We start from the raw sequence: 21,666 nt of genomic DNA, 5'->3' as shown, positions 1-21,666 counted from the left end.
GTTGCGAGGTTAGTACCGCCGCGCCACTGTCCACGAATCGTCGACCCGGTCGCCGGCGGCCGTGGGCCGCGGATCGTGATCAGGGCCGCAGGTCGGATCGGCGCGCCAACTCCTTGATCATCGGGGCGGCGGCGCGGGAAAGGTGCCGGTGGGCAAGGGGAGGCCGGGGCACCGCGTACGCTTGGGCATCATGAGTGCCCCGTCCACGACCCCACGTCCCGCCGTGACCAACTCGGTCTGGCCCCGGCTGGAGCCGCTGCTGCCGCAGGTGACCAAACCCATCCAGTACGTGGGTGGGGAGCTGGGCGCGGTGGTCAAGGACTGGGACGCCGCGGCCGTCCGGTGGGCGCTGATGTATCCGGACGCGTACGAGGTGGGGCTGCCCAACCAGGGCGTGCAGATCCTCTACGAGGTGCTCAACGAGCTGCCCGACGTGCTCGCCGAGCGCACGTACGCGGTCTGGCCGGACCTGGAGCGCCTGATGCGCGAGCACGGCGTGCCGCAGTTCACCGTCGACGCGCACCGCCCGGTGCGCGACTTCGACGTGTTCGGCGTCTCGTTCTCCACCGAGCTGGGCTACACCAACCTGCTCGCCGCGATCGACCTCGCCGGCATCCCGCTGCTCGCCGTCGACCGCACCGGGGCCGACCCGGTGATCGTGGCCGGCGGGCACGCCGCGTTCAACCCGGAGCCGATCGCCGACTTCATCGACGCCGCGGTGCTCGGCGACGGCGAGGAGGCGGTGCTGGAGATCACCGCGATCGTCCGGGAGTGGAAGGCCGAGGGCGCGCCGGGCGGCCGGGACGAGCTGCTGCTGCGGCTGGCCCGCACCGAGAGTGTCTACGTGCCGCGCTTCTACGACGTCGACTACCTGCCCGACGGCCGGATCCAGCGGGTCGTGCCGAACCGTCCGGACGTGCCGTTCCGGGTGCACAAGCGCACGACGATGGATCTGGACGCCTGGCCGTACCCGAAGAAGCCCCTGGTCCCGCTCGCCGAGACGGTGCACGAGCGGTACGCGGTGGAGATCTTCCGGGGCTGCACCCGGGGCTGCCGCTTCTGCCAGGCCGGCATGATCACCCGTCCGGTCCGCGAGCGTTCGATCACCACCGTCGGCCAGATGGTGCAGCAGGGGCTGGAGTTCTCCGGCTTCCACGAGGTAGGCCTGCTGTCGCTGTCGTCGGCCGACCACTCCGAGATCGGCGACATGTGCTCCGGCCTGGCCGAGCAGTACGCGGGCACCAACGTGTCGCTCTCGCTGCCGTCGACCCGGGTGGACGCGTTCAACATCGACCTCGCGCAGGAACTGTCCCGCAACGGGCGGCGGACCGGTCTGACCTTCGCTCCCGAGGGCGGGTCGGAGCGGATCCGCAAGGTGATCAACAAGATGGTGTCGAAGGAAGACCTCATCCGCACCGTGGTCACCGCATACTCCAACGGCTGGCGGCAGGTGAAGCTCTACTTCATGTGCGGCCTGCCCACCGAGACCGACGCCGATGTCCTGGAGATCGCCGACATGGCGCACGAGGTGATCCGGGCCGGCCGCGCCGCGACCGGGTCCAAGGACATCCGCTGCACGGTCTCCATCGGCGGGTTCGTGCCGAAGCCGCACACCCCGTTCCAGTGGGCCTCGATGGAGCGGCCGGAGGTCATCGACGGCCGGCTCAAGCTGCTCAAGCAGGCGATCAACAGCGACCGGTCGCTGGGCCGGGCGATCGGCTTCCGCTACCACGACGGCGAGCCGTCGCTGATCGAGGGCCTGCTGTCCCGGGGCGACCGCCGGGTCGGCGCGGTGATCCGCCGGGTCTGGGAGAACGGCGGCCGGTTCGACGGGTGGAGCGAGCACTTCTCCTACCAGCGCTGGGTGGACGCCGCCGCCGAGATGCTGCCGGCGTTCGGGGTGGACCTCGACTGGTACACCACCCGCCAGCGGGAGGAGCTGGAGGTCCTGCCGTGGGACCACCTCGACTCCGGCCTGGACAAGGACTGGCTCTGGCAGGACTGGCAGGACTCGCTGTCGGAGTACGAGCAGGACGACTGCCGGTGGACGCCCTGCTTCGACTGCGGCGTCTGCCCGTCCATGGACACCGAGATCCAGATCGGCCCGACGGGCCGCAAGCTGCTGCCGCTGACGCCTGTCGGCGGGTTGCGGCAGCCGGCCGCCGCCCAGGGCTGAGCACACGTCCGACGGAGCGCGGGAACCGAGGCGTTCCCGTGCTCCGTCGTGTCCCGCGCGGCCCCGGGGCGGGGCTGCCCCGACCGGTGCTTCCTCGATACCCTGCGTCCGTATCGGACCGGCCCCTCAGCCGGTAGCGGGGAGGACAGCATGGGCATCACGCCGCCGGACACCGGCGATCTGCACGTCAGCGTCGAGGACCTGGACGCCGCGGCCGACTACGTCGAGCGCCTCAAGCAGTACGTCGACGACACCATCGGCTACGAGATGGAACGCATCAAGGAGCGGATGAAGGGCGACAGCGACAACGCGCAGACGGTGCCCGACGGCACCCCGTTCGGCGCGTACGAGGACGCCCGGATGCAGTGGGCGGCGTTGACGACGTCGACGGCCAACATGGAGGCCCATCTCAAGGCCATCTCCGACAAGCTGGCCGGCCTGAAGCAGGGCACCGAGGACATCGCGAAGGCGTTCCGCGACGCGGAGGCCCGCGACGCGGCCAACGGCGGGCAGATCGAGCGGCTGCTGGAGTCGGCCGTGCCGCCGCCGGAGGCCGGGCGGCAGTCCACCGACCCGTACCCGGCCTGAGGGGGACGGTGATGGCGGGAGGCGTACCCGCCACCGGGCTGCCCGGCCCCGGTGGCGGGGGTGGTGGCGGGATGCCCGCGCTGGGCAGCACCGGCGTCGGCGGCGGCGCATACGACGGTGGGGCGTTCCGGCCGCCGCCCACGACGGGCGGCCCGGACCTCGGCGGCGGTCAACCCGGCGGCGCCGGTACGCATCTCCCGCCGGTCACCGGCGGGGCTACCCGGGCTCGGTCGACCACGGCCACGGCACCGGCCTGGCCGGCGCGGGCGCGGTCCCGCCCGGGGGCCCGGGCGGCGCGTTCGGTGGTGGCGGTGGCGGACCGAGCACGGTTGCCGGTTTCGGCGGTGGTGGCGCCGGGCCGGGTTCCGGTTCCGCCGGTGGACTCGGCGGCGGTGGCCCGGGCGCGGCCGGCGGGCTGGGGGTGGGCGCGCTGCCCGGCCTGGTCGGTGGCGGTAACGGCAAGGTCCCGCCGCTGACCAGCGCGGCCAACGCGGTGCGCGGCGCGACCGGCACCGGGGGCGTGGGCGTGGGCGGCCCGCGCGGCGGCACGCCCACCGGCGGCATGATGGGCGGACCCGGCGGCGCGGGGCACGGCGGCGGTGGCGAGCACTCGTCGTGGTTGACCGAGGACGACGATCCGTGGGGTGCCGGTGACGGTGCGTCCCCGGGCATCCTGCGATGAGGACGGACGGATGAGGGTGCGCGTCGGCGCGCTGCGGTCGGCGGCGGCCGGGGTGGTGGCCGCCCTGCCGGTGGTGGGGACCGCGCAGCCGGCGCTCGCCGCGCCGCGCCGCGCCGGGTCCGCCCGGCCCCGGTCGCGGCGGGTGCCCGGGGCTGCGCCAGGATGGAACGGACACGCAGGCACAGCCGAGGAGCTCACGATCGCCAGAAAGCCTCAACCCGAGGGCGGCCAGGCGCCCGTCGTCCAGCGGGTCCGCATCCGGTACGCCAAGCGTGGTCCGTTGCGGTTCACCTCGCACCGGGACTTCGCCCGCGCCTTCGAGCGTGCGTTGCGCCGGGCCGGCGTGCCGATCGCCTTCTCCCAGGGGTTCACCCCGCACCCCAAGATCTCGTACGCCTCGGCGGCGCCGACCGGGGTGGCCAGCGAGGCCGAGTACCTGGAGATCGGCCTGCGTGAGCCGGTCGACCCGGAGCGGCTGCGGGCGGCCCTGGACGCCGCGCTCTCGCCCGGGCTCGACGTGCTCGACGCGGTCGCGGCCACCGGCGGCAGCCTGGCCGACCGGATCGAGGCGTCGCGCTGGCGCATCGAGCTGCCCGAGGTCGACCCGGGCGTGCTCCGGGCGGCCGTGGCGGCCTTCACCGCCGCCGAGGAGATCCAGGTCGAGCGGATGACCAAGCAGGGCCGACGCACGTTCGACACCCGCAGCGCTGTGATCGCCATCGATGCGGCGGCGCCGGCTGAGACGCCTTCCCGAGCGGCGGCCGTACCGTGTGCGATACTCGAACTGGTCGTGCGGCAGGTCACCCCGTCCGTGCGACCCGATGACGTCCTTTCCGGCCTCCGCGTGGTGGCCGACCTGGAGCCGCCGGTCACCCCGAAGGTGATCCGGCTGGCGCAGGGCACGCTGACCGCGCAGGGCGAGATCGTCGATCCGTTGGACGCGGATCGCGACGGGGCAGCCATCGGAGAGCACTGACCGGACGGTCAGCGCTCTGGCAGGCAGACTTCGGCGGTCGCGCTCCCGCGCGCCCGGCGGAAACACCTTTGCGGCAACCCTGCGTGGCAGCGCTCAACCGCGCCCGGGGCAGCCAGAACTGGAGAACGTCCATGCTCGAGAACGAGCCCGAGGGCGGCGAACGGACCGGCGCGGAGCCGGCCGACGCGACCGCCGCCGACAACACCGCCGCCGAGGCGAAGCCCCCGGCCCGCAAGCGGGCCAGCCGCCGCAAGGCGGCTCCCCTCAACCAACCGGAGCAGACCGACGCCCCGGTCGAGGCGTCCGCCGCCGCCACCGGCAGCGGCGAGTCCCCGCAGGCCGAGGTGTTCGCGCCGGTGGCGGGGGAGTTGGCGGACGCGCCGAAGACCACCCGCCGGCGCCGCAAGGCGACCCCGGCGAAGGCGATCGAGGAGCCGGTGGCCGCCGCCGGGGTGGAGGCCACCTCCGACGAGGTGGTGCCGCCGGTCAAGGTGACCCGGACCCGTCGCCGCGCCAAGGCCACCGCGCCGGCCGAGGCGCTCCCCGGCACCGAGTCGCCGACCGAGGCGCCCGCCGAGGCGGCCGGGCCGGCGGTGGAGCCGTCCGCGGCGCCGCGGGCCGACGCCGTGGTCGACGGGCCGCTCTCCGCGCCCGGGGGCGCGGCCGAGATCGCCGAGGGCCGTGCGCCGCTCGACGAGGACGCCGGCGCCGACGCGGTGGGCGAGGACGCCGTCGACGAGCCCACCCAGGGCGAGGGCACCAAGCCGGTGCGCCGCACCCGGCGCCGTACCGCCGGGGCCGAGGACGCCGCGCCGCGCCACGCCGAGGAGGCCGATCTGGCCCGGGCCGGTGGGCTGGCCGACGCCTCCGGCACGGTCTCCACCGGCGCCGCGGTGCCGGGCGCCGAGGAGGAGCCGGCGGCCGAGGAGCGGCCGGCCACCGGTCGCCGGCGTCGGGCCGCGCTCTCCGCGCCGACCGTGCTGTTCATGCCTCCGCAGCCCGAGGAGGCCCCGGAGGTCCGGGTCACCTATCCGGTGGCCGAGGAGGTCGCGGAGGAGCCGGTCGAGACCGGCCGGCGCCGGCGCCGTGGCCGTCGCGAGCCCGAGCCGGCCGAGGCCGAGGCCGTCGAGGAGGAGCCGACCGCCGAGGCGGAGGAGACCGCCGAGACCGAGGATGAGGACGACGAGACGGCCGAGAGCCGTCGCCGTCGCCGCCGCGGTCGCCGGGGTCGGGGCCGGGGCAAGGGCGGCGCCGACGAGGCCGACGACGAGGAGTCCGGTACGGCGGAGCCGGCCGACGCGGAGACCGCGGAGACCGACGAGGACACCGAGGGCGAGGGGATGACCCGTCGCCGTCGCCGTCGTCGCCGCCGGGGCGCGGGAGAGGCGGAGACCGCCACCGAGGACGGCGTGCCGACGGTCGTCAAGATCCGTGAGCCGCGCAAGGCGGTCGACGAGGTGCAGGGCGTTTCCGGTTCGACCCGGCTGGAGGCCAAGCGGCAGCGTCGCCGGGACGGCCGGGAGCAGCGGCGTACCCGGCCGCCGATCCTGAGCGAGTCGGAGTTCCTGGCCCGCCGCGAGGCGGTCGACCGGACGATGGTGGTCCGCCAGCGCGGCGACCGCACCCAGATCGCGGTGCTCGAGGACGGCGTGCTGGTCGAGCACTACGTGACCCGCAACTCGTCGGGCACCATGGCCGGCAACGTCTACCTGGGTAAGGTGCAGAACGTGCTGCCCAGCATGGAGGCGGCCTTCGTCGACATCGGGCGCGGTCGCAACGCCGTGCTGTACGCCGGCGAGGTCAACTGGGACGCTACCGGGCTGGAGGGTCGGGCGCGGTCGATCGAGCAGGCGCTGCGTTCCGGCGACCCGGTGCTGGTCCAGGTCACCAAGGACCCGATCGGGCACAAGGGTGCGCGGCTGACCAGCCACGTCGCGCTCTCCGGCCGGCACCTGGTCTACGTGCCCAACGGCAACGCCTCCGGGATCAGCCGCAAGCTGCCGGACACCGAGCGCAAGCGGCTGCGGGACATCCTCAAGAAGCTGGTGCCGGACGGCGCCGGCGTGATCGTCCGCACGGCGGCCGAGGGCGCCAGCGAGGACGAGTTGGCCCGGGACGTCAAGCGGCTCCAGGCGCAGTGGGAGGACATCCAGGCCAAGGCGGCCTCCGGTGGCGCCCCGGTGCTGCTCTACGAGGAGCCGGACCTGGTCATCCGGGTGGTCCGGGACCTCTTCAACGAGGATTTCCGCGAGCTGGTCATCGAGGGCGAGTCGGCGTACGACGTGGTCGAGTCGTATCTGTCGCACGTCTCGCCGGACCTGGTGGCGCGGCTGCGCCGGCACGCCGGCGTCAACGACGTGTTCGCCGAGCACCGGATCGACGAGCAGATCCTCAAGGGGCTGGACCGGAAGGTCTTCCTGCCCTCCGGCGGCTCCCTGGTGATCGACCGGACCGAGGCGATGACCGTCGTCGACGTCAACACCGGCAAGTACACCGGCTCCGGCGGCAACCTGGAGGAGACGGTCACCCGCAACAACCTGGAGGCGGCCGAGGAGATCGTCCGCCAGCTCCGGTTGCGTGACCTCGGCGGCATCGTGGTGATCGACTTCATCGACATGGTGCTGGAGTCGAACCGGGAGTTGGTGCTGCGCCGGCTCACCGAGTGCCTGGGCCGGGACCGCACCAAGCACCAGGTCACCGAGATCACCTCGCTGGGCCTGGTGCAGATGACCCGCAAGCGGATCGGCGCGGGTCTGCTGGAGGCGTTCAGCGAGACCTGCGAGTGCTGCAAGGGCCGGGGCCTGATCATCCACACCGAGCCGGTGCCGGAGAAGCCCCGCGCCGGTGGCGCGGGGGAGAAGGTCAAGGCGGTCGCCTCGGCGGTCGCGCCGGTCGAGGAAAAGGGCCGCCGCCGGGGGCGCAAGGCCGCCGCGGAGAAGCCTGCCGCGGAGACCGCGCCGGAGCCGCCGGCCGCCGCCGAGCCGGAGCGGACCGTCGCCGAGTCGGAGCGGACCGTCGCCGAGGTGGTCGAGACCACTGACGACGACTACTACGACACCCAGGGCTACGACCTGTCCCGGTTCGCGGCCGACACGCCGGCCGCCCCGGCGGTGGCGGACAGTCAGGAGGGTGGGTCGGCCCGGCTGGCCGCCTCGGACGACCCGGACGCGATCGGTGACGGCGAGGCCGACGACGAGGGCGCCGACGGCGGCACCCCGCGGCGGCGGTCCCGGCGTGGTGGCGCCCGGCGGCGTACCCGGCCGTGAGCCGCTGACCTGCGTGGCGTTTGACAGGGCCCCCGCTCCGGCAACAGAGTGCCGAGCAGGGGCCCTGCCGTTTCCCGTCTACCCCCGGTCGGGCCGGCGCGTCCCGGAGGGAGGAGACATGCGTCGGGTGTTCGCGGTCACCGCGCTTACCGGACTGCTGCTGGCCGGGTCGGGCTGTGCCGGCCGGGACGACGATCCGTTCGCGGTGGGCTTCGCCTCACCGGCCCCGGCGGCCACCTCGCCCACCCCGGCCCCGACCGCCACCGGCGACGCGGGTGTCTGCGCCCGGGCGAAGCAGGCCGGCTCGGTGGCCGTGCAGACGTACGTGCAGAAGCTGGCGCAGATGCTGCGGGCCGGCGCCACCGGGGACGGGAGCACCGAGAAGGCCGCCCGGCGGGAGGCCGAGGCCGCCCTGGCGGGCTGGCGGGACGTGCTGAGGGAGCAGTCTCGGAAGGCCACCGACCCGCGGTTGGGCACGCTCCTGGCGGACCTGGCCGCCGAGGTGGGCGGGTTGGGCACCGACGTGCGGGCGATCGACGAGACGGAGTTCGACCGGCTCCAGGAGCGGCTCGACCAGCTCTGCCCGGCCTGACCGGCGGGCCCGGTTTGGGCGCCGGGGCTCCTATGGCGTACGCTTGCCTGCGGCGCACTTTGGTGTGCCTAGTTCCCGCGTGCCCGCGCCGCCGGTGTCACGGCTCCCGGCGAGACGCCGTGGGAACGACCGACCGGTAACGGTCGGTGAAGACGCCAGCAGCCTCAACGACAGGGAGTCCGCCTCCGATGTACGCGATCGTCAAGACCGGCGGCAAGCAGTACAAGGTCGCCGAGGGCGACGTGATCGAGGTCGAGAAGCTCACCGGCGCCCCCGGTGACGCGGTGAAGCTCACCGCGGTGCTCCTCGTCGACGGTGACGACCTGGTGACCGACGCGGCGAAGCTCGCGAAGGTCGCGGTGTCCGGTGAGATCGCCGCGCACACCAAGGGCCCGAAGATCCGGATCCACAAGTTCAAGAACAAGACCGGCTACCACAAGCGTCAGGGTCACCGGCAGCCGCTGACCCAGATCAAGGTGACCGGCATCTCCAACAGCGGGAAGTAGGTCGTCGGACAATGGCTCACAAAAAGGGTGCGTCCAGCTCGCGTAACGGTCGTGACTCCGCGGCCCAGCGGCTCGGCGTGAAGCGCTTCGGTGGTCAGGTCGTCAGCGCGGGTGAGATCCTCATCCGTCAGCGTGGCACCAAGTTCCACCCCGGTGACCTGGTCGGCCGTGGCGGCGACGACACGCTGTTCGCGCTGTCCGCCGGCGCGGTGCAGTTCGGCACCAAGCGCGGTCGCAAGACCGTCAGCATCGTGCCGCAGCAGTAGTTCGAAGGCGAAGCGGGCCGCGGACCTCGGGTCCCGGCCCGCTTCGCCTTTCCACGCGCGGGGCGGAACCCCGCTGGAAGGATTGGCGTCGTGACGACGTTCGTTGACCGGGTCGTCCTGCACATGCAGGCCGGCGACGGCGGGCACGGCTGTGTCTCGATCCACCGGGAGAAGTTCAAGCCCTTCGGCGGCCCGGACGGCGGCAACGGCGGCCACGGCGGCAGCGTGTCGCTGGTGGTCGACCCGCAGGTCACCACGCTGCTCGACTTCCACTTCCGGCCGCACCTGAAGGCCGAGAACGGCAAGGGCGGGGCCGGCTCGAACCGGGACGGCGGCAACGGCCGTGACCTGGTGATCAAGGTGCCGAACGGCACCGTGGTGCAGAGCCTCGACGGTGAGGTGCTGGCCGACCTGGTCGGTGTGGGCACCACGTTCGAGGCGGCGCGGGGCGGTCGGGGCGGTCGGGGCAACGCTTCGCTGGCCAACGCCCGCCGCAAGGCGCCGGGCTTCGCCGAGCTGGGGGAGCCGGGCGACCGGCTCGACGTGGTGCTGGAGCTGAAGAGCGTCGCCGACGTCGGCCTGGTCGGCTTCCCGTCCGCCGGCAAGTCCTCGCTGATCTCGGTGATCTCGGCGGCCAAGCCGAAGATCGCCGACTACCCGTTCACCACGCTGGTGCCGAACCTGGGCGTGGTCCGGGTGGACAACCACACCTTCACCGTCGCCGACGTGCCCGGCCTGATTCCGGGTGCCGCCACCGGCAAGGGCCTGGGCCTGGAGTTCCTGCGGCACGTCGAGCGGTGCGCCGTGCTGGTGCACGTGGTCGACACCGCGACCCTGGAGCCGGGTCGCGACCCGCTGGCCGACATCGACGCGATCGAGTCGGAGCTGACCCAGTACGGCGGGCTCGCCGACCGGCCCCGGCTGGTCGCGCTGAACAAGGTCGACGTGCCGGACGGGAAGGACCTGGCCGACATCGTCCGCCCCGATCTGGAGGCCCGCGGCTTCCGCGTCTTCGACGTCTCCAGCGCCACCCGGGAGGGCCTGCGCGAGCTGACGTTCGCGATGGCCCAACTGGTCGACGAGAGCCGCCGAGCGGCCCCGCCGGCCGAGCCGACCCGGATCGTGATCCGCCCGAAGGCGGTCGACGACGCCGGGTTCACCATCGAGGCCGAGGCCGACGGTTCGTACACCGTGCGCGGCAGCCGGCCGGAACGTTGGGTGAAGCAGACGAACTTCGACAACGACGAGGCGGTGGGTTACCTGGCCGACCGGCTGGCCCGCCTCGGCGTCGAGGAGAAGCTGGCGAAGGCCGGCGCGCAGGCCGGTGATCTGGTGCGGATCGGCGAGCGGGAGTTCGACTGGCAGCCCACGCTGTATGCGGGCGTGGACTTCGTCCCCGGCAACCGGGGCACGGACCTGCGGCTGGAGGACAAGTCGACGCGGCCGTCGGCCGCCGACCGGCTGGCGGCGCGCAAGGCCCGCCGGCGTCGCCCGGAGGACGAGATCGAGGGGGCGGCGGAGACCGCGGCGGACCCGGCGGACGACCTGGACGACCCGGACGACGATTAGTTCGGCTCCGTCCGTGTTCGGGACGTTGGCCGGAAACCTCCGCGAAATCCGGCGGACCTAGCGTGGCCGGATGCTTATCGAATCCCGGCCCGCCACCGACCCGGAGATCGCCACGCTCGTCGACGCCCAGCAGCGCGAGCTGCGGGACGCCGACGGCGGTCTGGACGGGCAGGTGACCGTCGTGCACGACGACATCGACTACCTGGCGGCCGTGGTCGCCGGCCGGGCGGTCGGCTGCGGCGGCCTCCAGGCGCTCGACGCCGACACCGGCGAGCTGAAGCGGATGTACGTCCGGCCCGCGTTCCGGGGGCAAGGCGTCGCCCGGCAGTTGCTCGTGGCGCTGGAGGAGTTGGCCTTCCGCCGGGGGCATCGCACGGTCTGCCTGGAGACCGGCACCTACCTGCCGGCCGCGATCGCGCTCTACCGGTCCGCCGGCTACCGGCCCGTCCCCGTCTACGGCGAGTACGTCGACAACCCGTACAGCGTCTGCTTCGCCAAGCGGCTCCCCGTCGGGGTGTGAGGAGGGGCCCCTTCTTAACGTCTGCCGTCGAGAAGGGACCCCTTCTCACACCCCGCCGGGGGCGCGCGGACGGGCGTGTCGTGGCTGGTCAGGGGCGGTCGATCGGGGTGTCCGGCCGACCGCCGGCACCCACCTCGTTGTTCAGCAGCAGGCCGGTGGCGAGCATGCCGAAGCCGAGGGCCAGGTGCAGCCAGTCGTCGGCGTCGTTGAACGGCACGAAGTTGGCCCCGCTCTCCCGGTCGACGGCGAAGCCGTAGAGCCAGAGCACCAGGTAGAGCGCGCCGCCGCCGGCGAGGAACACCCGCGCCCCGGCCAGCCGGCGGGCCACCACCAGCCCGACCAGCCCGAAGATCAGGTGCACCAGGTTGTGCAGCACCGAGACCTGGAAGAGGCCGAGCAGCTTCGCCCCGGAGTGGTGCCCGGCGAACGTCAGCTCGTCGTAGTGCGACGTGACGCCGGGGACGAAGCCGAGCACGCCGATCAGCACGAAGAGGGCCGCCGCCGCGAGGGCGACCTTCTGCACGGCCGGTCGGGCCGGCGCGTCTGCGCGCGCGTTCCGCGCCATCGCGGTCACCCCCGTGAACTCACCGCCGCCCGGGCGGACGGCACCCCCATTCTGTGACCGGCCCGGGTCGGTTCCGCAGAGAAATGATGAATCAGGCATGGACCCGGCGGCCGGGGGTAGGGCAGTTGTCACGCGGAAAACATCTGCGTGACCCCCCGAGACGCAAACCGCTGGAACGCACGAGCGGAAGGGACACCATGACTCAGGATCTTTCCTCCACGTCCGCCACGTACGAGTCGACGAACGGCGGCGGCGTACGCGATCAGGCCCGCCAGGTCGGCTCCGACGCCGCGCACGCGGGCGGCGCGGTGGCGCAGACCGCCAAGGAGCAGGGTCGGGAGGTGGTCGGCGAGACCAGGCGGCAGGCCCGCGACCTCTACGGCGAGGCTCGCCACCAGGTTGCCGGCCAGGCCGGCGAGCAGCAGCGGCGGGCCGCCGGCGGCCTGCGGTCACTGGCCGACGAGATGCGGTCGATGGCGGAGCAGGGTGGCGGCTCCGGACCGGTCACCGAGCTGGCCCACCAGGCGGCCGAGCGGGTGCACGGCGTGGCCGGTTGGCTGGAGCAGCGTGAACCGGGCGACCTGCTCAACGAGGTGAAGGGCTACGCCCGTCGTAACCCGGGCACGTTCCTGGTCGGCGCCGCCCTGCTGGGCGTGGTCGCCGGTCGGCTCACCCGGAACATCGCCGCCGTGGGCAACGACGGTGGTGCCGGGCAGTCCTACGACCCGGACCGGACCGCCGTCATCCCGACCACGCCGGGGGTGCCCGCCCAGACCCCGCCGGGTGGCTACCTCGACCCGACGCCGGGCAGCTACGCCGAGCCGGACCCGGGCTACTCCGCGCCGGGCGCGGCCTACCCGGGTGGCGGCGCGCCGAACACCTGGGCCGACCCGGCCGGGGGCACCGGCCAGCCGCTGCCCCCGCCGACCCGGACCGACCCGCTGCCGGGCGTCCCGTCGACCGGCGCGCCGCGTCCGTGAGCCGCCGCAGAGGCAGAAGGGAGGCGGCGGCATGACCGTGCCGACGCAGGATTCGGGTTACCAGGCGCCGGGCGCGCCACACCAGGCCGACGAGGTGCGGGCCAGCTCGATCGGTGAGCTGATGAGCCAGGTCACCGGCGACCTCTCCACGCTGATGCGCCAGGAGGTCGAGCTGGCCAAGGCGGAGATCCGCCAGGAGGGCAGGAAGGCGGGCAAGGCCGCCGGCCTCTACGGCGGCGCCGGCTTCGGCGGCTACATGGTGGCGCTCTTCGTCTCCATCGCGGTGTGGCAGTTCCTCGACAACGTCATGGACTCCGGACTGGCCGCGCTGATCGTGGCGGTGGTGTGGGCCGCGATCGCCGCCGTCCTCTACTCGAAGGCGAAGAAGAACGCCGAGCAGATCCGCGGCCTGAAGCAGACCAACGACAGCGTGCAGCGCATCCCCGACGCACTCAAGCCGCACCCGGAGGGAGTCACCCGATGAGCACCGATCCCGACCAGATCCGCCGGGAGATCGAAGCCACCCGCAACAACCTCAGCTCGGACGTGGACGCCCTGGCGTACAAGGTCAGCCCGGGCCGCATCGTCGACGACCGCAAGCAGCGCGTCCGTGGCGCGCTGACGAACGTGAAGGACAAGGTGATGGGAACCGCTTCCGATCTCGGCCACAGCACCGGCCACGCCGCGCACTCGGCGGGCAACCACGCCTCCTCGGCCGCCTCCACGGTGGGCGACAAGGCGCACTCCGCAGCCTCCAGCGTGGGCGAAGCCGCCCACCGGGCGCCGCAGGTGGTGCGGCAGAAGTCCCAGGGCAACCCGATCGCCGCCGGCGTGATCGCCTTCGGCGTCGGCATGCTGGTCTCCTCGCTGATCCCGGCCACCCGTCGCGAGCAGGAGCTCGCCGCGCAGGTCAAGGAGAAGGCGACCGAGCACGGCGGCGTGGTCAAGGAGAAGCTGGGCGAGGTCGCCGGCGAGCTGAAGGACGAGCTGCGCGAGCCGGCCCAGCACGCCGCCGAGTCGGTGCGGTCGACCGCACAGGAGGCCGCGCACGCGGTCAAGGACGACGGCCGCGGTGCCGCCCAGGACGTCCGGGAGAGCGCGCACCAGGCCCGGTCCTGACCACCCTGTGTGTTGGGCGGGGCCCTTCTTGTCGCTCAGGCGTCAACAAGGGCCCCCGCCTTCGCATGTCTCGACCCAGCCGGCCAGCTCATCGGGGCGGCGGGCCAGCCGCCGGCGCAACGCGCGGGGGGAGTGCGCGGCCACCGTCAGCCGACTGCCCGCGTAGGGCACCCCGCCGCGCAGCCGCCGGCCCACCGCGAGCCAGGCGCACACCCCGCGTTCCAGCAGCCACACCGGCGCGGCCAGCGTGGTGTGCGCCGGGAAGACCCGGGCCCCGCCGGCCCGGCGCCGGCCCAGCTCCGCCACCGCGACCGTGACCAGCCCGGCCCGCAGCAGCAGCCCCGGGCGCCGGGCGGCGAGCGCGACCGCCGTGGCCGGCAGCACCGCCAGCGCGGCCAGCAGCCACGCCGGCCGGGCCGTCTCGTCGTACGCCTGGCGGACCCGCTGCCCGCGGAAGTGTGCGGCGGTGGGCGGGAGCCGCCGCACGTACAGCCAGGCCGCGGTCGCCGTGCTGCCGCCGTACGCGCGGACCGTCCGGCTCAACTCCAGGTTCTCGAAGAGCACGTCCGGGTCGTAGCCGCCCATGGCCAGGAACGTGCCCCGGCGCACCGCGAGCGTGCCCGGCCAGTCCCCGCCGAACGCCCGGGCGAGCAGCGTCCGGCCGGTGTCCCACCAGGCGTGCCAGGGCAGCGGGTCGAAGTGGTTCTGCGGCCGGACCAGGTCCACCCGGTCGAGCAGCTCGTGCACGGCGCGCAGCGCCTCCGGGTCGTACCGGACGTCGTCGTCGGCGATCACCACGTGTTCGTGCCGGGCCAGCGCGACCCCGGTGAGCACGCCGAGCACCTTGCCGTTGCGCCCGCGCAGCGCCGGGTCCGGTGGGACGTGTCGGACCAGCCCCCGCCAGGCGGTCGCGTGCCGGGCGTAGCGCTGCGGCGGCGAGCCGTCGACCACCACCACGTCGACCCATCGGCACAGCTCGCGCAGATAGCCGGTCAGCTCGCCGAGGTCGAGGTCGAGGCCGGCGCGCAGCGGCAGGACGTACGCCATCGGGAGCCGGACCGGCGCGGGCGCGGCGGCGGTCCGGCCGGGGCGCGGCCGGGTCGGTACGGTCGTGCGGGTCACGTCGCCTCCGTCGGGATCGGTCCCGCGGCTTGCCCGGAATGCGACGCCTGAAACCGTTTCGGGCTCCTCGCGCCGGGTAGCGCAGCCAACCACGGACGGTCCGAGTCGTCCGGGCTGGAGGAGACGTGATGAGCAGCAACGGAACGAGGTGGGCGCTGGCCGGCGCCGCCGCGGTGACCGCGCTGGGGGTCACCCGCACGGTGGCCCGGCGCCGGCGCCGGCACCAACCCGACCGGGAGGACGGCTGGTACGTGGTACGTCGCGGCATCACCGTCGACCGGCCGGTCGAGGCGGTGGTCGGCTTCTGGGCCGACCGGGAACGGCTCGACCGCGGGCTGGCCGACTGGGCCACCCTGGAGCAGCTCGACGAGAACCGGTGGCGCTGCGTGGCCGCCGACCCGGCCGGCGGCGGCACCCAGTGGCGGGCGGAGATCACGGTCACCGGGCCGGGACGGCTGACCTGGCGCGTCACCGACGGCCCGGTGAGACAGCGGGGGCGGGTCGAGTTGGTCACCGCGCCGCAGGACCGGGGCACGGAGATCCGCGCCGAGCTGCGCTGGCGTTCCGGCCCGCTGCGCCGGGCGGTCGGCCTGGCCGGCGGCGACCCGGACCTGGCGCTGCGCACCGTGCTGCGCCGGATCAAGTCGCTGATCGAGACCGGCCAGGTGCTGGACACCCGGCACGACCCGTCCGGACGCAGCCCGCGGCAGGAGCGGGCCACCGACAAGGTACGCGAGAAGCTGATCGTGGGAGGGCGGCCGTGAGGGCGCTGTGCTGGGAAGGCGTCGGCAAGCTCGCCGTGCGCGACGTGCCGGAGCCGGGCATCCGGTCGGCCGGCGACATCATCGTGAAGGTCCGGGCGAGCAGCGTCTGCGGCTCCGACCTGCACCTCATCAACGGCTACCTGCCGGCGATGCGGGAGGGGGACGTGCTCGGCCACGAGTTCATGGGCGAGGTGGTGGAGACCGGGCCGGACGTTCGGCGGATCTCCGTCGGCGACCGGGTCGTGGTCGGCTCGGTGGTGGCCTGCGGCGGCTGCTGGTACTGCCGCACCGAGCAGTACTCGCTCTGCGACAACTCCAACCCGCAGCCGGTCTTCACCGAGAAGCTGTGGGGGCACTCGCCGGCGGGCATCCTCGGCTACTCGCACGCCGCCGGCGGCTACTCCGGCAGCCACGCCGAGTACATCCGGGTGCCGTTCGGCGACGTGGGCGCGTTCACCGTGCCGGACGGGGTGCCGGACGACTCGGTGGTCTTCGCCTCCGACGCCATGCCGACCGGGTGGATGGCGGCCGACTTCTGCGGCCTGAAGGGCGGCGAGGTGGTCGCGGTCTGGGGCGCCGGCGGGGTCGGACAGATGGCCGCCCGGTCCGCGCAGATCCTCGGCGCCGAGCGGGTCGTGCTCATCGACCGGCTGCCGGAACGGCTCGACACCGCGGCCCGGCGCCTCGGCGTGGAGACGATCAACTATGCGGAGACCGACGTGCTGGAGGCGCTACGCGAGCTGACCGCCGGGCGTGGGCCGGACGCCTGCATCGAGGCGGTCGGCATGGAGTCGCACGACGTCGGGCCGACCTACGCGTACGACAAGGCGAAGCAGACGGTACGGCTGCAGAGCGACCGGCCGACGTCGGTCCGGCAGGCGATCATGGCGTGCCGCAAGGGCGGCACGGTCAGCATCGTCGGGGTGTACGGCGGCCTGGTGGACAAGTTCCCGCTCGGCGCGGCCATGAACAAGGCCCTGGTGCTGCGGATGGGGCAGATGCACGCGCAGCGCTACATCCCGATGCTGCTGGACCGGGTCGCGGCCGGCGAGATCGACCCCGGTTACCTGGCGACCCACCCGATGTCGCTGGAGGACGGGGCCCGCGGCTACGAGATCTTCGAGCAGAAGCGGGACGGCTGCCTGCGCACCGTCCTGCATCCGCCGACGGCCTGACCGGCAGGGGTGCGGTCGGTACTAGGCGGCCGGCCGCACCCCGTCGACGATCAGCCCGCTGGGCGGCAGCGTCGGCATCCGGGTGAGGTCGAGCGCCAGGTCCTGCGGCGGCACGTGGTAGCTCATCGTGCCGGTCAGCGCGGCCACCGCCCGTTTCATCAGTTCGATCGTGACCCACTCGCCGGCGCAGCGGTGCCCGGTGTGGTGGTCGCCGCCGCCCTGCGGGATCAGGCCGAACGGGTCGTCCCGCCAGCCGGCGAAGCGTTCCGGGCGGAACCGCTCCGGCTCGGGCCACAGCTGCGGGTGGTGGTTCGTCCCGTACAGGTCCAGCAGCACGCGGCGGCCCTGCGGGAACGCGTACCCCCGCCACTGGAACGAGCGGCGCACCCGGGCCGCGGCGACCGGGAAGAACGGGTAGTAGCGGCGTACCTCCTGGACGAACTGCTCGGTCGCGTCGTCGTCGCCGCGTACCCGGTCCCGCCAGTGCGGGTGGTCGTGCAGCGCCAGCGCGGCGAAGACCACGTACCGGTCCACCGCGACCGTGGGGCGGAGCACGTTGAGCAGTTCCACCGCGGCGATCCGGCGGGGCAGCGGCGTGCCCCGCTCGTCCCGGTGCTCGGCGACGACCCGCAGCGCGCTGCCCTCGGGCGCGGGCAGCGTGCCGGCCCGTACCCGGTCGACGAGCGCGCCGGCCCAGCGTTCGGCGCGGCGGCGGCCGAGCAGGCCGCGCCAGTGCTTCGGGCCCGGCACGGCCGGCCCTTCGATCATGGCGTGCATCTCGGCGGTGCGGCGGCGCACGTCGGCCTCGGGCAGCGGCACCCCGGCCCAGGCGCACACCGCCCGGGTGAGCATCCGGCCGACCTCGTCGTAGAGCACCACCGGGCCCTGCCCGGCCCAGGCCGGGATCTTCGCCCGCCACTCGTCGTCGAAGAGTTGACCGAGGCGCCGGACCGCGGCCGGCGTCATGATCGACATGAACATGGCCTTGCGGGCGCGGTGCGCCGCCAGGTCGAGGCCCTGCACGCCGCCGACCCCGGTCAGCGTGCGCTGGACGCGCATCGGCATGGCGCCGCGCCGGACGAACCGCTCCTCGTCGTAGAACAGCTCGGCGGCGTCCCGTCCGCGCAGGCAGATCGTCGGCTCCAGGAGCAGCCGGGTCTGCACGACGTCGGTGCCGAACCGGTCGCAGCGCGCGCCCACGAAGCGGTAGCCCTCGCGGAGGAACGCCACGGTGCTGTCCGGGCTCCGGTCGCTCGGCATGGTGCTCATCTCGGCTGCTCCTGACGCGGTTCGACGGTCCTGGGCGACGTTGGCTACCTACCCGGGGCGATGCCGCCGAATCCTCTATCTGCGCAGCTCAGCCGGGTTCGGGAAAGGTGGCGGTGAAGCGGACCCCCCGCTGGCCCCTCCCCGGGGGCGGAAAAGCTGATTGGCTCGACGCAGGGACCGGCGGCGGCCGGTCCCGCCCCGCCGGCGCGAGGTCCGGCGGGGCCACCGGAGACGGGGAGGGCTAGGCATGCGCGACGACCGGGCGGCACGGCGGTGGCACCGCGACGCGGTGGCCGGGCTGCGGGGCGGCGGCCGGGAGGAACCGCTGATCGGCGGGCCCCGGCGTGCCGGGACCCGCCCACCGCGGTTCTTCACCGTGCACCTCGGCTTCGCGGCGGCCGACCCCGCCGTCGCGCGCGAGGTGGCCGTCGCGTACGCCGAGGCGCTCGGTCTGCTCCGCCCGGAGCTGGCGCTCGGCGCGGCGGCGCTGTCGCCGGCCGACGCCTGGCACCGCGCCGAGCGGCTGTTCTGCGGCGCGGTCGGGCCCGACGGCGAGCGGTGCGCCGACGTGGCCGGCCACCCCGGTTTCCACCACGCGCCCGGGCCGGGCGGGCTCGGCTGGGGCGACGGTGACTGACTCAGTCCAGGTCGAACTCGCCGTCCTGGGCGCCGGCGACGAACGCGTCCCACTCGGCCTGGGTGAAGACCAGCACGGGCCCGTCCGGCTCGGCCGAGTTGCGCATCCCGATCAGGTCGTCGACGAAGGCCACCTCGACCGCGCCCTCGGACGTGTCGCCCTCCGCTCGCTGCCAGACCGCCCGAGAAGTGTCGAAATCGCCCTTGGGGTGCTGACCCATCGTTGTTCCTCCATCGCCAGGTGTCACGGGAAGGCCCCGTGCGGACCTCATCGGGCAGGATAAGCGGATGCCGAGCCTGACCCGTGCAGAGGCAACCGCGCGTGGCGCGTCGGTCACCGTCGAGTCCTATGAGGTGGACCTCGACCTGACCGGCGACGCCGAGCGGTTCCGCTCCACCACCACCATCCGGTTCCGGGCCACCCCCGGCGCCGAGACCTTCGTCGACGTCAAGCCCCGCCGACTCCTGCGGGCCCGCCTCAACGACCGCGACCTCGACCCGGAGTTGCTGTCCGAGGAGCGGCTGCCGCTCACCGGGCTGGCCGCGACGAACACGCTCACCGTCGAGGCCGAGATGGCCTACTCCAACACCGGCGAGGGGTTGCACCGCTTCGTCGACCCGGCCGACGGTGCGACCTACCTCTACGCGATGTCCTTCCTGGACGACGGTCCGCGCATCTTCGCCGCGTTCGACCAGCCGGACCTGAAGGCCCCGGTGACGTTGACGGTCACCGCGCCGCCGGAGTGGACGGTGGCGGCCAACGGCCGGCTCGCCGACCGGCCGGCGCCCGGGCGCTGGGAGTTCGCCCCCACCGCACCGGTGGCCACCTACCTCGTCTCGCTGGTCGCCGGGCCCTGGCACGTGCTGCGGTCCGAGCACGACGGCGTTCCGCTCGGCCTCTACTGCCGGCGGTCGCTCGCCGCGCACCTCGACGCCGACGCGGACGAGATCTTCACGATCACCCGGCAGTGCCTCGACCGGTTCCACCAGCTCTTCGCCGAGCGCTACCCGTTCGGCAAGTACGACCAGGCGTTCGTGCCCGAGTTCAACGCCGGCGCGATGGAGAACCCGGGCCTGGTGACGCTGCGCGACGACTACGTCTTCCGCTCGGCGGTGACCGACACCCAGCGCGAGCAGCGGGCCACCGTCATCGCGCACGAGATGGCGCACATGTGGTTCGGCGACCTCGTGACCATGCGCTGGTGGGACGACCTGTGGCTGAACGAGTCGTTCGCGGAATACCTGGGCACCCGGGTCACCGCCGAGGCGACCCGGTTCGATCAGGCGTGGACCACGTTCGCGTTGCGCCGCAAGGCGTGGGGATACGCGGCCGACCAGCGCCCGTCCACCCACCCGGTGGCCCCGGAGGAGGTCGCCGACGCGGCGGCGGGCCTGCTCAACTTCGACGGCATCTCCTACGCCAAGGGCGCCGCCGCGCTGCGCCAGCTCGTCGCCTGGCTCGGCGACGAGGCGTTCCTCGCCGGCCTGAACGCGCACTTCGCGAAGCACCGGTTCGGCAACGCCACCCTCGCCGACCTGCTCGACAGCCTCGCCACCGCCGGCGGTCGCGACCTGGCCGGCTGGGCCGAACGGTGGCTGCGCCGCCCGCAGGTCAACACGCTGCGGACGGCGACGACGGTGGACGCCGACGGGCGTTGGGCCGAGGTGAGCGTGGTGCAGACCGCGCCGGCGAGCCACCCGGTGCTGCGACCGCACCGCATCGGGGTGGCCCACCACCCCACCGACGGCCCGGTGCGCCGGTTCGAGGTCGACCTCGACCCGGCCGCCGACGGCGGTCGCACCGTGCTGCCCGAGCTGGCCGGTCAGCCCGCCACCGGCCTGCTGCTGCCCAACGCCGGTGACCTCACGTTCGCCAAGATCCGGCTCGATCCGGCGTCCGCCGGCGCGGTGCCGACGCTGCTCCCCTGCCTGGACGACCCGCTGGCCCGGGCGCTGCTCTGGGGGGAGGCGCTCGACGCCGCCACCGACGGCGAGCGGCCGGTCGGCGACCTGGTCGCGTTGATCGCCGCCGCGTTGCCGGCCGAGACCGAGGTGATCATCGCGGAGGACGTGCTTACGCTCAGCCGCGGTCTCGTCGACCGCTACCTGGAGCCGCTGGCCCGGGACGCGGCGCTGCTGCGGGTCGCCGAGGCGTGCCGGACGCTGCTGGCGGGCGCGCCGGCGGGCGGTTCGCTGCAACTCGCCGCGGCCCGTGGCCTGATCGGCGCCACCACGGACGCCGGGCTGCTCGCCGGCTGGCTGTCCGGCGAGGGTGTGCCGGCGGGGTTGGCGGTCGACGCCGACCTGCGCTGGGAGTTGCTGCACCGGCTGGTGGTGCTGGGCGGCGCGGGCGAGTCCGAGATCGCCGCCGAGTCGGCCGCCGACCGCAGCGCCACCGGCGTCGAGCGGGCGGCCGGCTGCCGGGCGGCGCTGCCCGACGCGGACGCCAAGCGCGCCGCCTGGGAGATCGTCACCCGCAACACCGAGTTGTCGAACCGGCTGGTGGAGGCCACCGCCGAGGGGTTCTGGCAGCCGGAGCAGGCGGAGTTGACCGCCGGATACGTCGAGCGATACTTCGCCGACATGCCGGCGGCCACGCGCAGACGTACCCCGTGGGTGGCGGACCGGGTCGCGGCGCTGGCCTTCCCGCGCTATGCCGTGGCGCAGCCCACCCGGGAGTTGGCCGCGGCGCTGCTGGCGCGCGACGACCTCACGCCGGGGCTGCGCCGGCGGGTCGTCGACCTGGACGACGACCTGCGGCGGGCGTTGGTGGCCCGGACGGCGGTGGCCGCCGCGGGCGCCTGAGCGGTGACGCGCCGGGCGGGTGGACACCCGTCCGGCGCGAGCCCGACGGCCCGGGCCGGGCGGTGTCGGAGTGCGGCCTAGGATCGCGGG

21 protein-coding genes are annotated in these 21,666 nt (G+C 74.1%); 17 read left to right on the top strand and 4 right to left on the bottom strand.

What is annotated here, in order from left to right; all coding sequences use genetic code 11:
* Positions 1 to 190: 190 nt before the first annotated feature.
* From AB0H28_RS13145 to AB0H28_RS13100, 10 genes are all read left to right on the top strand, one after another.
* On the top strand, positions 191 to 2,176 hold the full coding sequence (locus AB0H28_RS13145) for a TIGR03960 family B12-binding radical SAM protein (RefSeq protein WP_358038166.1): 1,986 nt from the start codon (positions 191 to 193) through the stop codon (positions 2,174 to 2,176).
* A gap of 150 nt (positions 2,177 to 2,326) precedes the next feature.
* Positions 2,327 to 2,764 (top strand): hypothetical protein, encoded by a 438-nt coding sequence (locus AB0H28_RS13140; protein WP_358038163.1) that lies wholly within the window; start codon positions 2,327 to 2,329, stop codon positions 2,762 to 2,764.
* A gap of 421 nt (positions 2,765 to 3,185) precedes the next feature.
* Positions 3,186 to 3,446 carry a hypothetical protein gene (locus AB0H28_RS13135; protein WP_358038160.1) on the top strand — a complete coding sequence of 87 codons (261 nt, stop codon included), beginning with the start codon at positions 3,186 to 3,188 and terminating at the stop codon, positions 3,444 to 3,446.
* Between the two features lie 256 nt (positions 3,447 to 3,702).
* Positions 3,703 to 4,422 carry a TIGR03936 family radical SAM-associated protein gene (locus AB0H28_RS13130; RefSeq protein ID WP_358038252.1) on the top strand — a complete coding sequence of 240 codons (720 nt, stop codon included), beginning with the start codon at positions 3,703 to 3,705 and terminating at the stop codon, positions 4,420 to 4,422.
* A gap of 131 nt (positions 4,423 to 4,553) precedes the next feature.
* Positions 4,554 to 7,688 (top strand): Rne/Rng family ribonuclease, encoded by a 3,135-nt coding sequence (locus tag AB0H28_RS13125; protein ID WP_358038157.1) that lies wholly within the window; start codon positions 4,554 to 4,556, stop codon positions 7,686 to 7,688.
* Between the two features lie 118 nt (positions 7,689 to 7,806).
* Entirely contained in the window at positions 7,807 to 8,280 is a 474-nt protein-coding gene (locus AB0H28_RS13120) for a hypothetical protein (protein WP_358038154.1), read from the top strand.
* Between the two features lie 188 nt (positions 8,281 to 8,468).
* The gene (gene rplU, locus AB0H28_RS13115; protein ID WP_091072401.1) at positions 8,469 to 8,786 is read left to right on the top strand and encodes a 50S ribosomal protein L21; all 318 of its coding nucleotides are present in this window, start codon (positions 8,469 to 8,471) and stop codon (positions 8,784 to 8,786) included.
* 11 nt (positions 8,787 to 8,797) lie between these two features.
* The gene (gene rpmA, locus AB0H28_RS13110; protein WP_088960747.1) at positions 8,798 to 9,052 is read left to right on the top strand and encodes a 50S ribosomal protein L27; all 255 of its coding nucleotides are present in this window, start codon (positions 8,798 to 8,800) and stop codon (positions 9,050 to 9,052) included.
* 90 nt (positions 9,053 to 9,142) lie between these two features.
* On the top strand, positions 9,143 to 10,621 hold the full coding sequence (gene obgE / locus AB0H28_RS13105; RefSeq protein ID WP_358038150.1) for a GTPase ObgE: 1,479 nt from the start codon (positions 9,143 to 9,145) through the stop codon (positions 10,619 to 10,621).
* Positions 10,622 to 10,691: 70 nt separating this feature from the next.
* Entirely contained in the window at positions 10,692 to 11,141 is a 450-nt protein-coding gene (locus AB0H28_RS13100; RefSeq protein WP_358038147.1) for a GNAT family N-acetyltransferase, read from the top strand.
* An 88-nt stretch (positions 11,142 to 11,229) separates the two neighbouring features.
* Here AB0H28_RS13100 and AB0H28_RS13095 read toward each other — a convergent pair whose 3' ends face one another.
* Complete coding sequence (locus AB0H28_RS13095; protein ID WP_358038144.1) at positions 11,230 to 11,706, bottom strand: DUF4383 domain-containing protein; 477 nt, start codon at positions 11,704 to 11,706, stop codon at positions 11,230 to 11,232.
* A 197-nt stretch (positions 11,707 to 11,903) separates the two neighbouring features.
* On the opposite strand from AB0H28_RS13095, the gene AB0H28_RS13090 reads away from it, so the two are divergent.
* The 3 genes from AB0H28_RS13090 to AB0H28_RS13080 are packed head-to-tail and all read left to right on the top strand — an operon-like array spanning position 11,904 to position 13,805.
* Positions 11,904 to 12,686 (top strand): hypothetical protein, encoded by a 783-nt coding sequence (locus AB0H28_RS13090; RefSeq protein WP_358038141.1) that lies wholly within the window; start codon positions 11,904 to 11,906, stop codon positions 12,684 to 12,686.
* A 31-nt stretch (positions 12,687 to 12,717) separates the two neighbouring features.
* Positions 12,718 to 13,170 carry a phage holin family protein gene (locus AB0H28_RS13085; protein WP_358038138.1) on the top strand — a complete coding sequence of 151 codons (453 nt, stop codon included), beginning with the start codon at positions 12,718 to 12,720 and terminating at the stop codon, positions 13,168 to 13,170.
* Positions 13,167 to 13,805, top strand: a complete 639-nt coding sequence (locus tag AB0H28_RS13080) for a DUF3618 domain-containing protein (RefSeq protein WP_358038135.1) — start codon at positions 13,167 to 13,169, stop codon at positions 13,803 to 13,805. Before AB0H28_RS13085 ends, AB0H28_RS13080 begins: the two co-directional genes overlap by 4 nt.
* A 42-nt stretch (positions 13,806 to 13,847) precedes the next feature.
* Here the strand turns inward: AB0H28_RS13080 and AB0H28_RS13075 are convergent, their stop codons facing one another.
* The gene (locus tag AB0H28_RS13075) at positions 13,848 to 14,927 is read right to left on the bottom strand and encodes a glycosyltransferase (RefSeq protein ID WP_358038132.1); all 1,080 of its coding nucleotides are present in this window, start codon (positions 14,925 to 14,927) and stop codon (positions 13,848 to 13,850) included.
* A 128-nt stretch (positions 14,928 to 15,055) separates the two neighbouring features.
* Between AB0H28_RS13075 and AB0H28_RS13070 the strand changes: the two genes are divergently transcribed.
* Entirely contained in the window at positions 15,056 to 15,691 is a 636-nt protein-coding gene (locus AB0H28_RS13070) for a cyclase (RefSeq protein ID WP_358038129.1), read from the top strand.
* Positions 15,688 to 16,866: a zinc-dependent alcohol dehydrogenase gene (locus tag AB0H28_RS13065; RefSeq protein WP_358038127.1), complete on the top strand. Its 1,179-nt coding sequence runs from the start codon at positions 15,688 to 15,690 to the stop codon at positions 16,864 to 16,866. The genes AB0H28_RS13070 and AB0H28_RS13065 overlap by 4 nt, the downstream gene beginning before the upstream one ends.
* Before the next feature lie 21 nt (positions 16,867 to 16,887).
* On the opposite strand, the gene AB0H28_RS13060 is transcribed toward AB0H28_RS13065, so the two are convergent.
* On the bottom strand, positions 16,888 to 18,135 hold the full coding sequence (locus AB0H28_RS13060; RefSeq protein ID WP_358038124.1) for a cytochrome P450: 1,248 nt from the start codon (positions 18,133 to 18,135) through the stop codon (positions 16,888 to 16,890).
* Positions 18,136 to 18,382: 247 nt separating this feature from the next.
* Between AB0H28_RS13060 and AB0H28_RS13055 the strand changes: the two genes are divergently transcribed.
* Complete coding sequence (locus tag AB0H28_RS13055) at positions 18,383 to 18,772, top strand: hypothetical protein (RefSeq protein ID WP_358038121.1); 390 nt, start codon at positions 18,383 to 18,385, stop codon at positions 18,770 to 18,772.
* A gap of 1 nt (position 18,773) precedes the next feature.
* Here the strand turns inward: AB0H28_RS13055 and AB0H28_RS13050 are convergent, their stop codons facing one another.
* A complete protein-coding gene (locus AB0H28_RS13050; protein WP_358038119.1) occupies positions 18,774 to 18,992 on the bottom strand; it encodes a DUF397 domain-containing protein in 219 nt (72 codons plus the stop codon).
* 67 nt (positions 18,993 to 19,059) lie between these two features.
* Here AB0H28_RS13050 and pepN point away from each other — a divergent pair, with 67 nt between their 5' ends.
* On the top strand, positions 19,060 to 21,576 hold the full coding sequence (pepN, locus tag AB0H28_RS13045; RefSeq protein WP_358038117.1) for an aminopeptidase N: 2,517 nt from the start codon (positions 19,060 to 19,062) through the stop codon (positions 21,574 to 21,576).
* Positions 21,577 to 21,666: the final 90 nt, after the last annotated feature.

It is taken from the genome of Micromonospora sp. NPDC050980 (assembly GCF_040653835.1).
GTDB lineage: Bacteria > Actinomycetota > Actinomycetes > Mycobacteriales > Micromonosporaceae > Micromonospora.
The sequence above is the reverse complement of the archived record's forward strand: the minus strand, read 5'-3'. Positions and strand labels throughout refer to the sequence as shown.

What these genes read in the sequence shown, in the direction of transcription:
- rpmA (WP_088960747.1), top strand. Translation starts at nt 8,798, where the DNA reads ATGGCTCACAAAAAGGGTGCGTCCAGCTCGCGTAACGGTCGTGACTCC.
- AB0H28_RS13070 (WP_358038129.1), top strand. Translation starts at nt 15,056, where the DNA reads ATGAGCAGCAACGGAACGAGGTGGGCGCTGGCCGGCGCCGCCGCGGTG.
- AB0H28_RS13140 (WP_358038163.1), top strand. Translation starts at nt 2,327, where the DNA reads ATGGGCATCACGCCGCCGGACACCGGCGATCTGCACGTCAGCGTCGAG.
- AB0H28_RS13125 (WP_358038157.1), top strand. Translation starts at nt 4,554, where the DNA reads ATGCTCGAGAACGAGCCCGAGGGCGGCGAACGGACCGGCGCGGAGCCG.
- pepN (WP_358038117.1), top strand. Translation starts at nt 19,060, where the DNA reads ATGCCGAGCCTGACCCGTGCAGAGGCAACCGCGCGTGGCGCGTCGGTC.
- AB0H28_RS13060 (WP_358038124.1), bottom strand. Translation starts at nt 18,135, where the DNA reads ATGAGCACCATGCCGAGCGACCGGAGCCCGGACAGCACCGTGGCGTTC.
- AB0H28_RS13085 (WP_358038138.1), top strand. Translation starts at nt 12,718, where the DNA reads ATGACCGTGCCGACGCAGGATTCGGGTTACCAGGCGCCGGGCGCGCCA.
- AB0H28_RS13055 (WP_358038121.1), top strand. Translation starts at nt 18,383, where the DNA reads ATGCGCGACGACCGGGCGGCACGGCGGTGGCACCGCGACGCGGTGGCC.
- AB0H28_RS13100 (WP_358038147.1), top strand. Translation starts at nt 10,692, where the DNA reads ATGCTTATCGAATCCCGGCCCGCCACCGACCCGGAGATCGCCACGCTC.
- AB0H28_RS13095 (WP_358038144.1), bottom strand. Translation starts at nt 11,706, where the DNA reads ATGGCGCGGAACGCGCGCGCAGACGCGCCGGCCCGACCGGCCGTGCAG.
- AB0H28_RS13080 (WP_358038135.1), top strand. Translation starts at nt 13,167, where the DNA reads ATGAGCACCGATCCCGACCAGATCCGCCGGGAGATCGAAGCCACCCGC.
- AB0H28_RS13050 (WP_358038119.1), bottom strand. Translation starts at nt 18,992, where the DNA reads ATGGGTCAGCACCCCAAGGGCGATTTCGACACTTCTCGGGCGGTCTGG.
- AB0H28_RS13090 (WP_358038141.1), top strand. Translation starts at nt 11,904, where the DNA reads ATGACTCAGGATCTTTCCTCCACGTCCGCCACGTACGAGTCGACGAAC.
- AB0H28_RS13145 (WP_358038166.1), top strand. Translation starts at nt 191, where the DNA reads ATGAGTGCCCCGTCCACGACCCCACGTCCCGCCGTGACCAACTCGGTC.
- rplU (WP_091072401.1), top strand. Translation starts at nt 8,469, where the DNA reads ATGTACGCGATCGTCAAGACCGGCGGCAAGCAGTACAAGGTCGCCGAG.
- AB0H28_RS13120 (WP_358038154.1), top strand. Translation starts at nt 7,807, where the DNA reads ATGCGTCGGGTGTTCGCGGTCACCGCGCTTACCGGACTGCTGCTGGCC.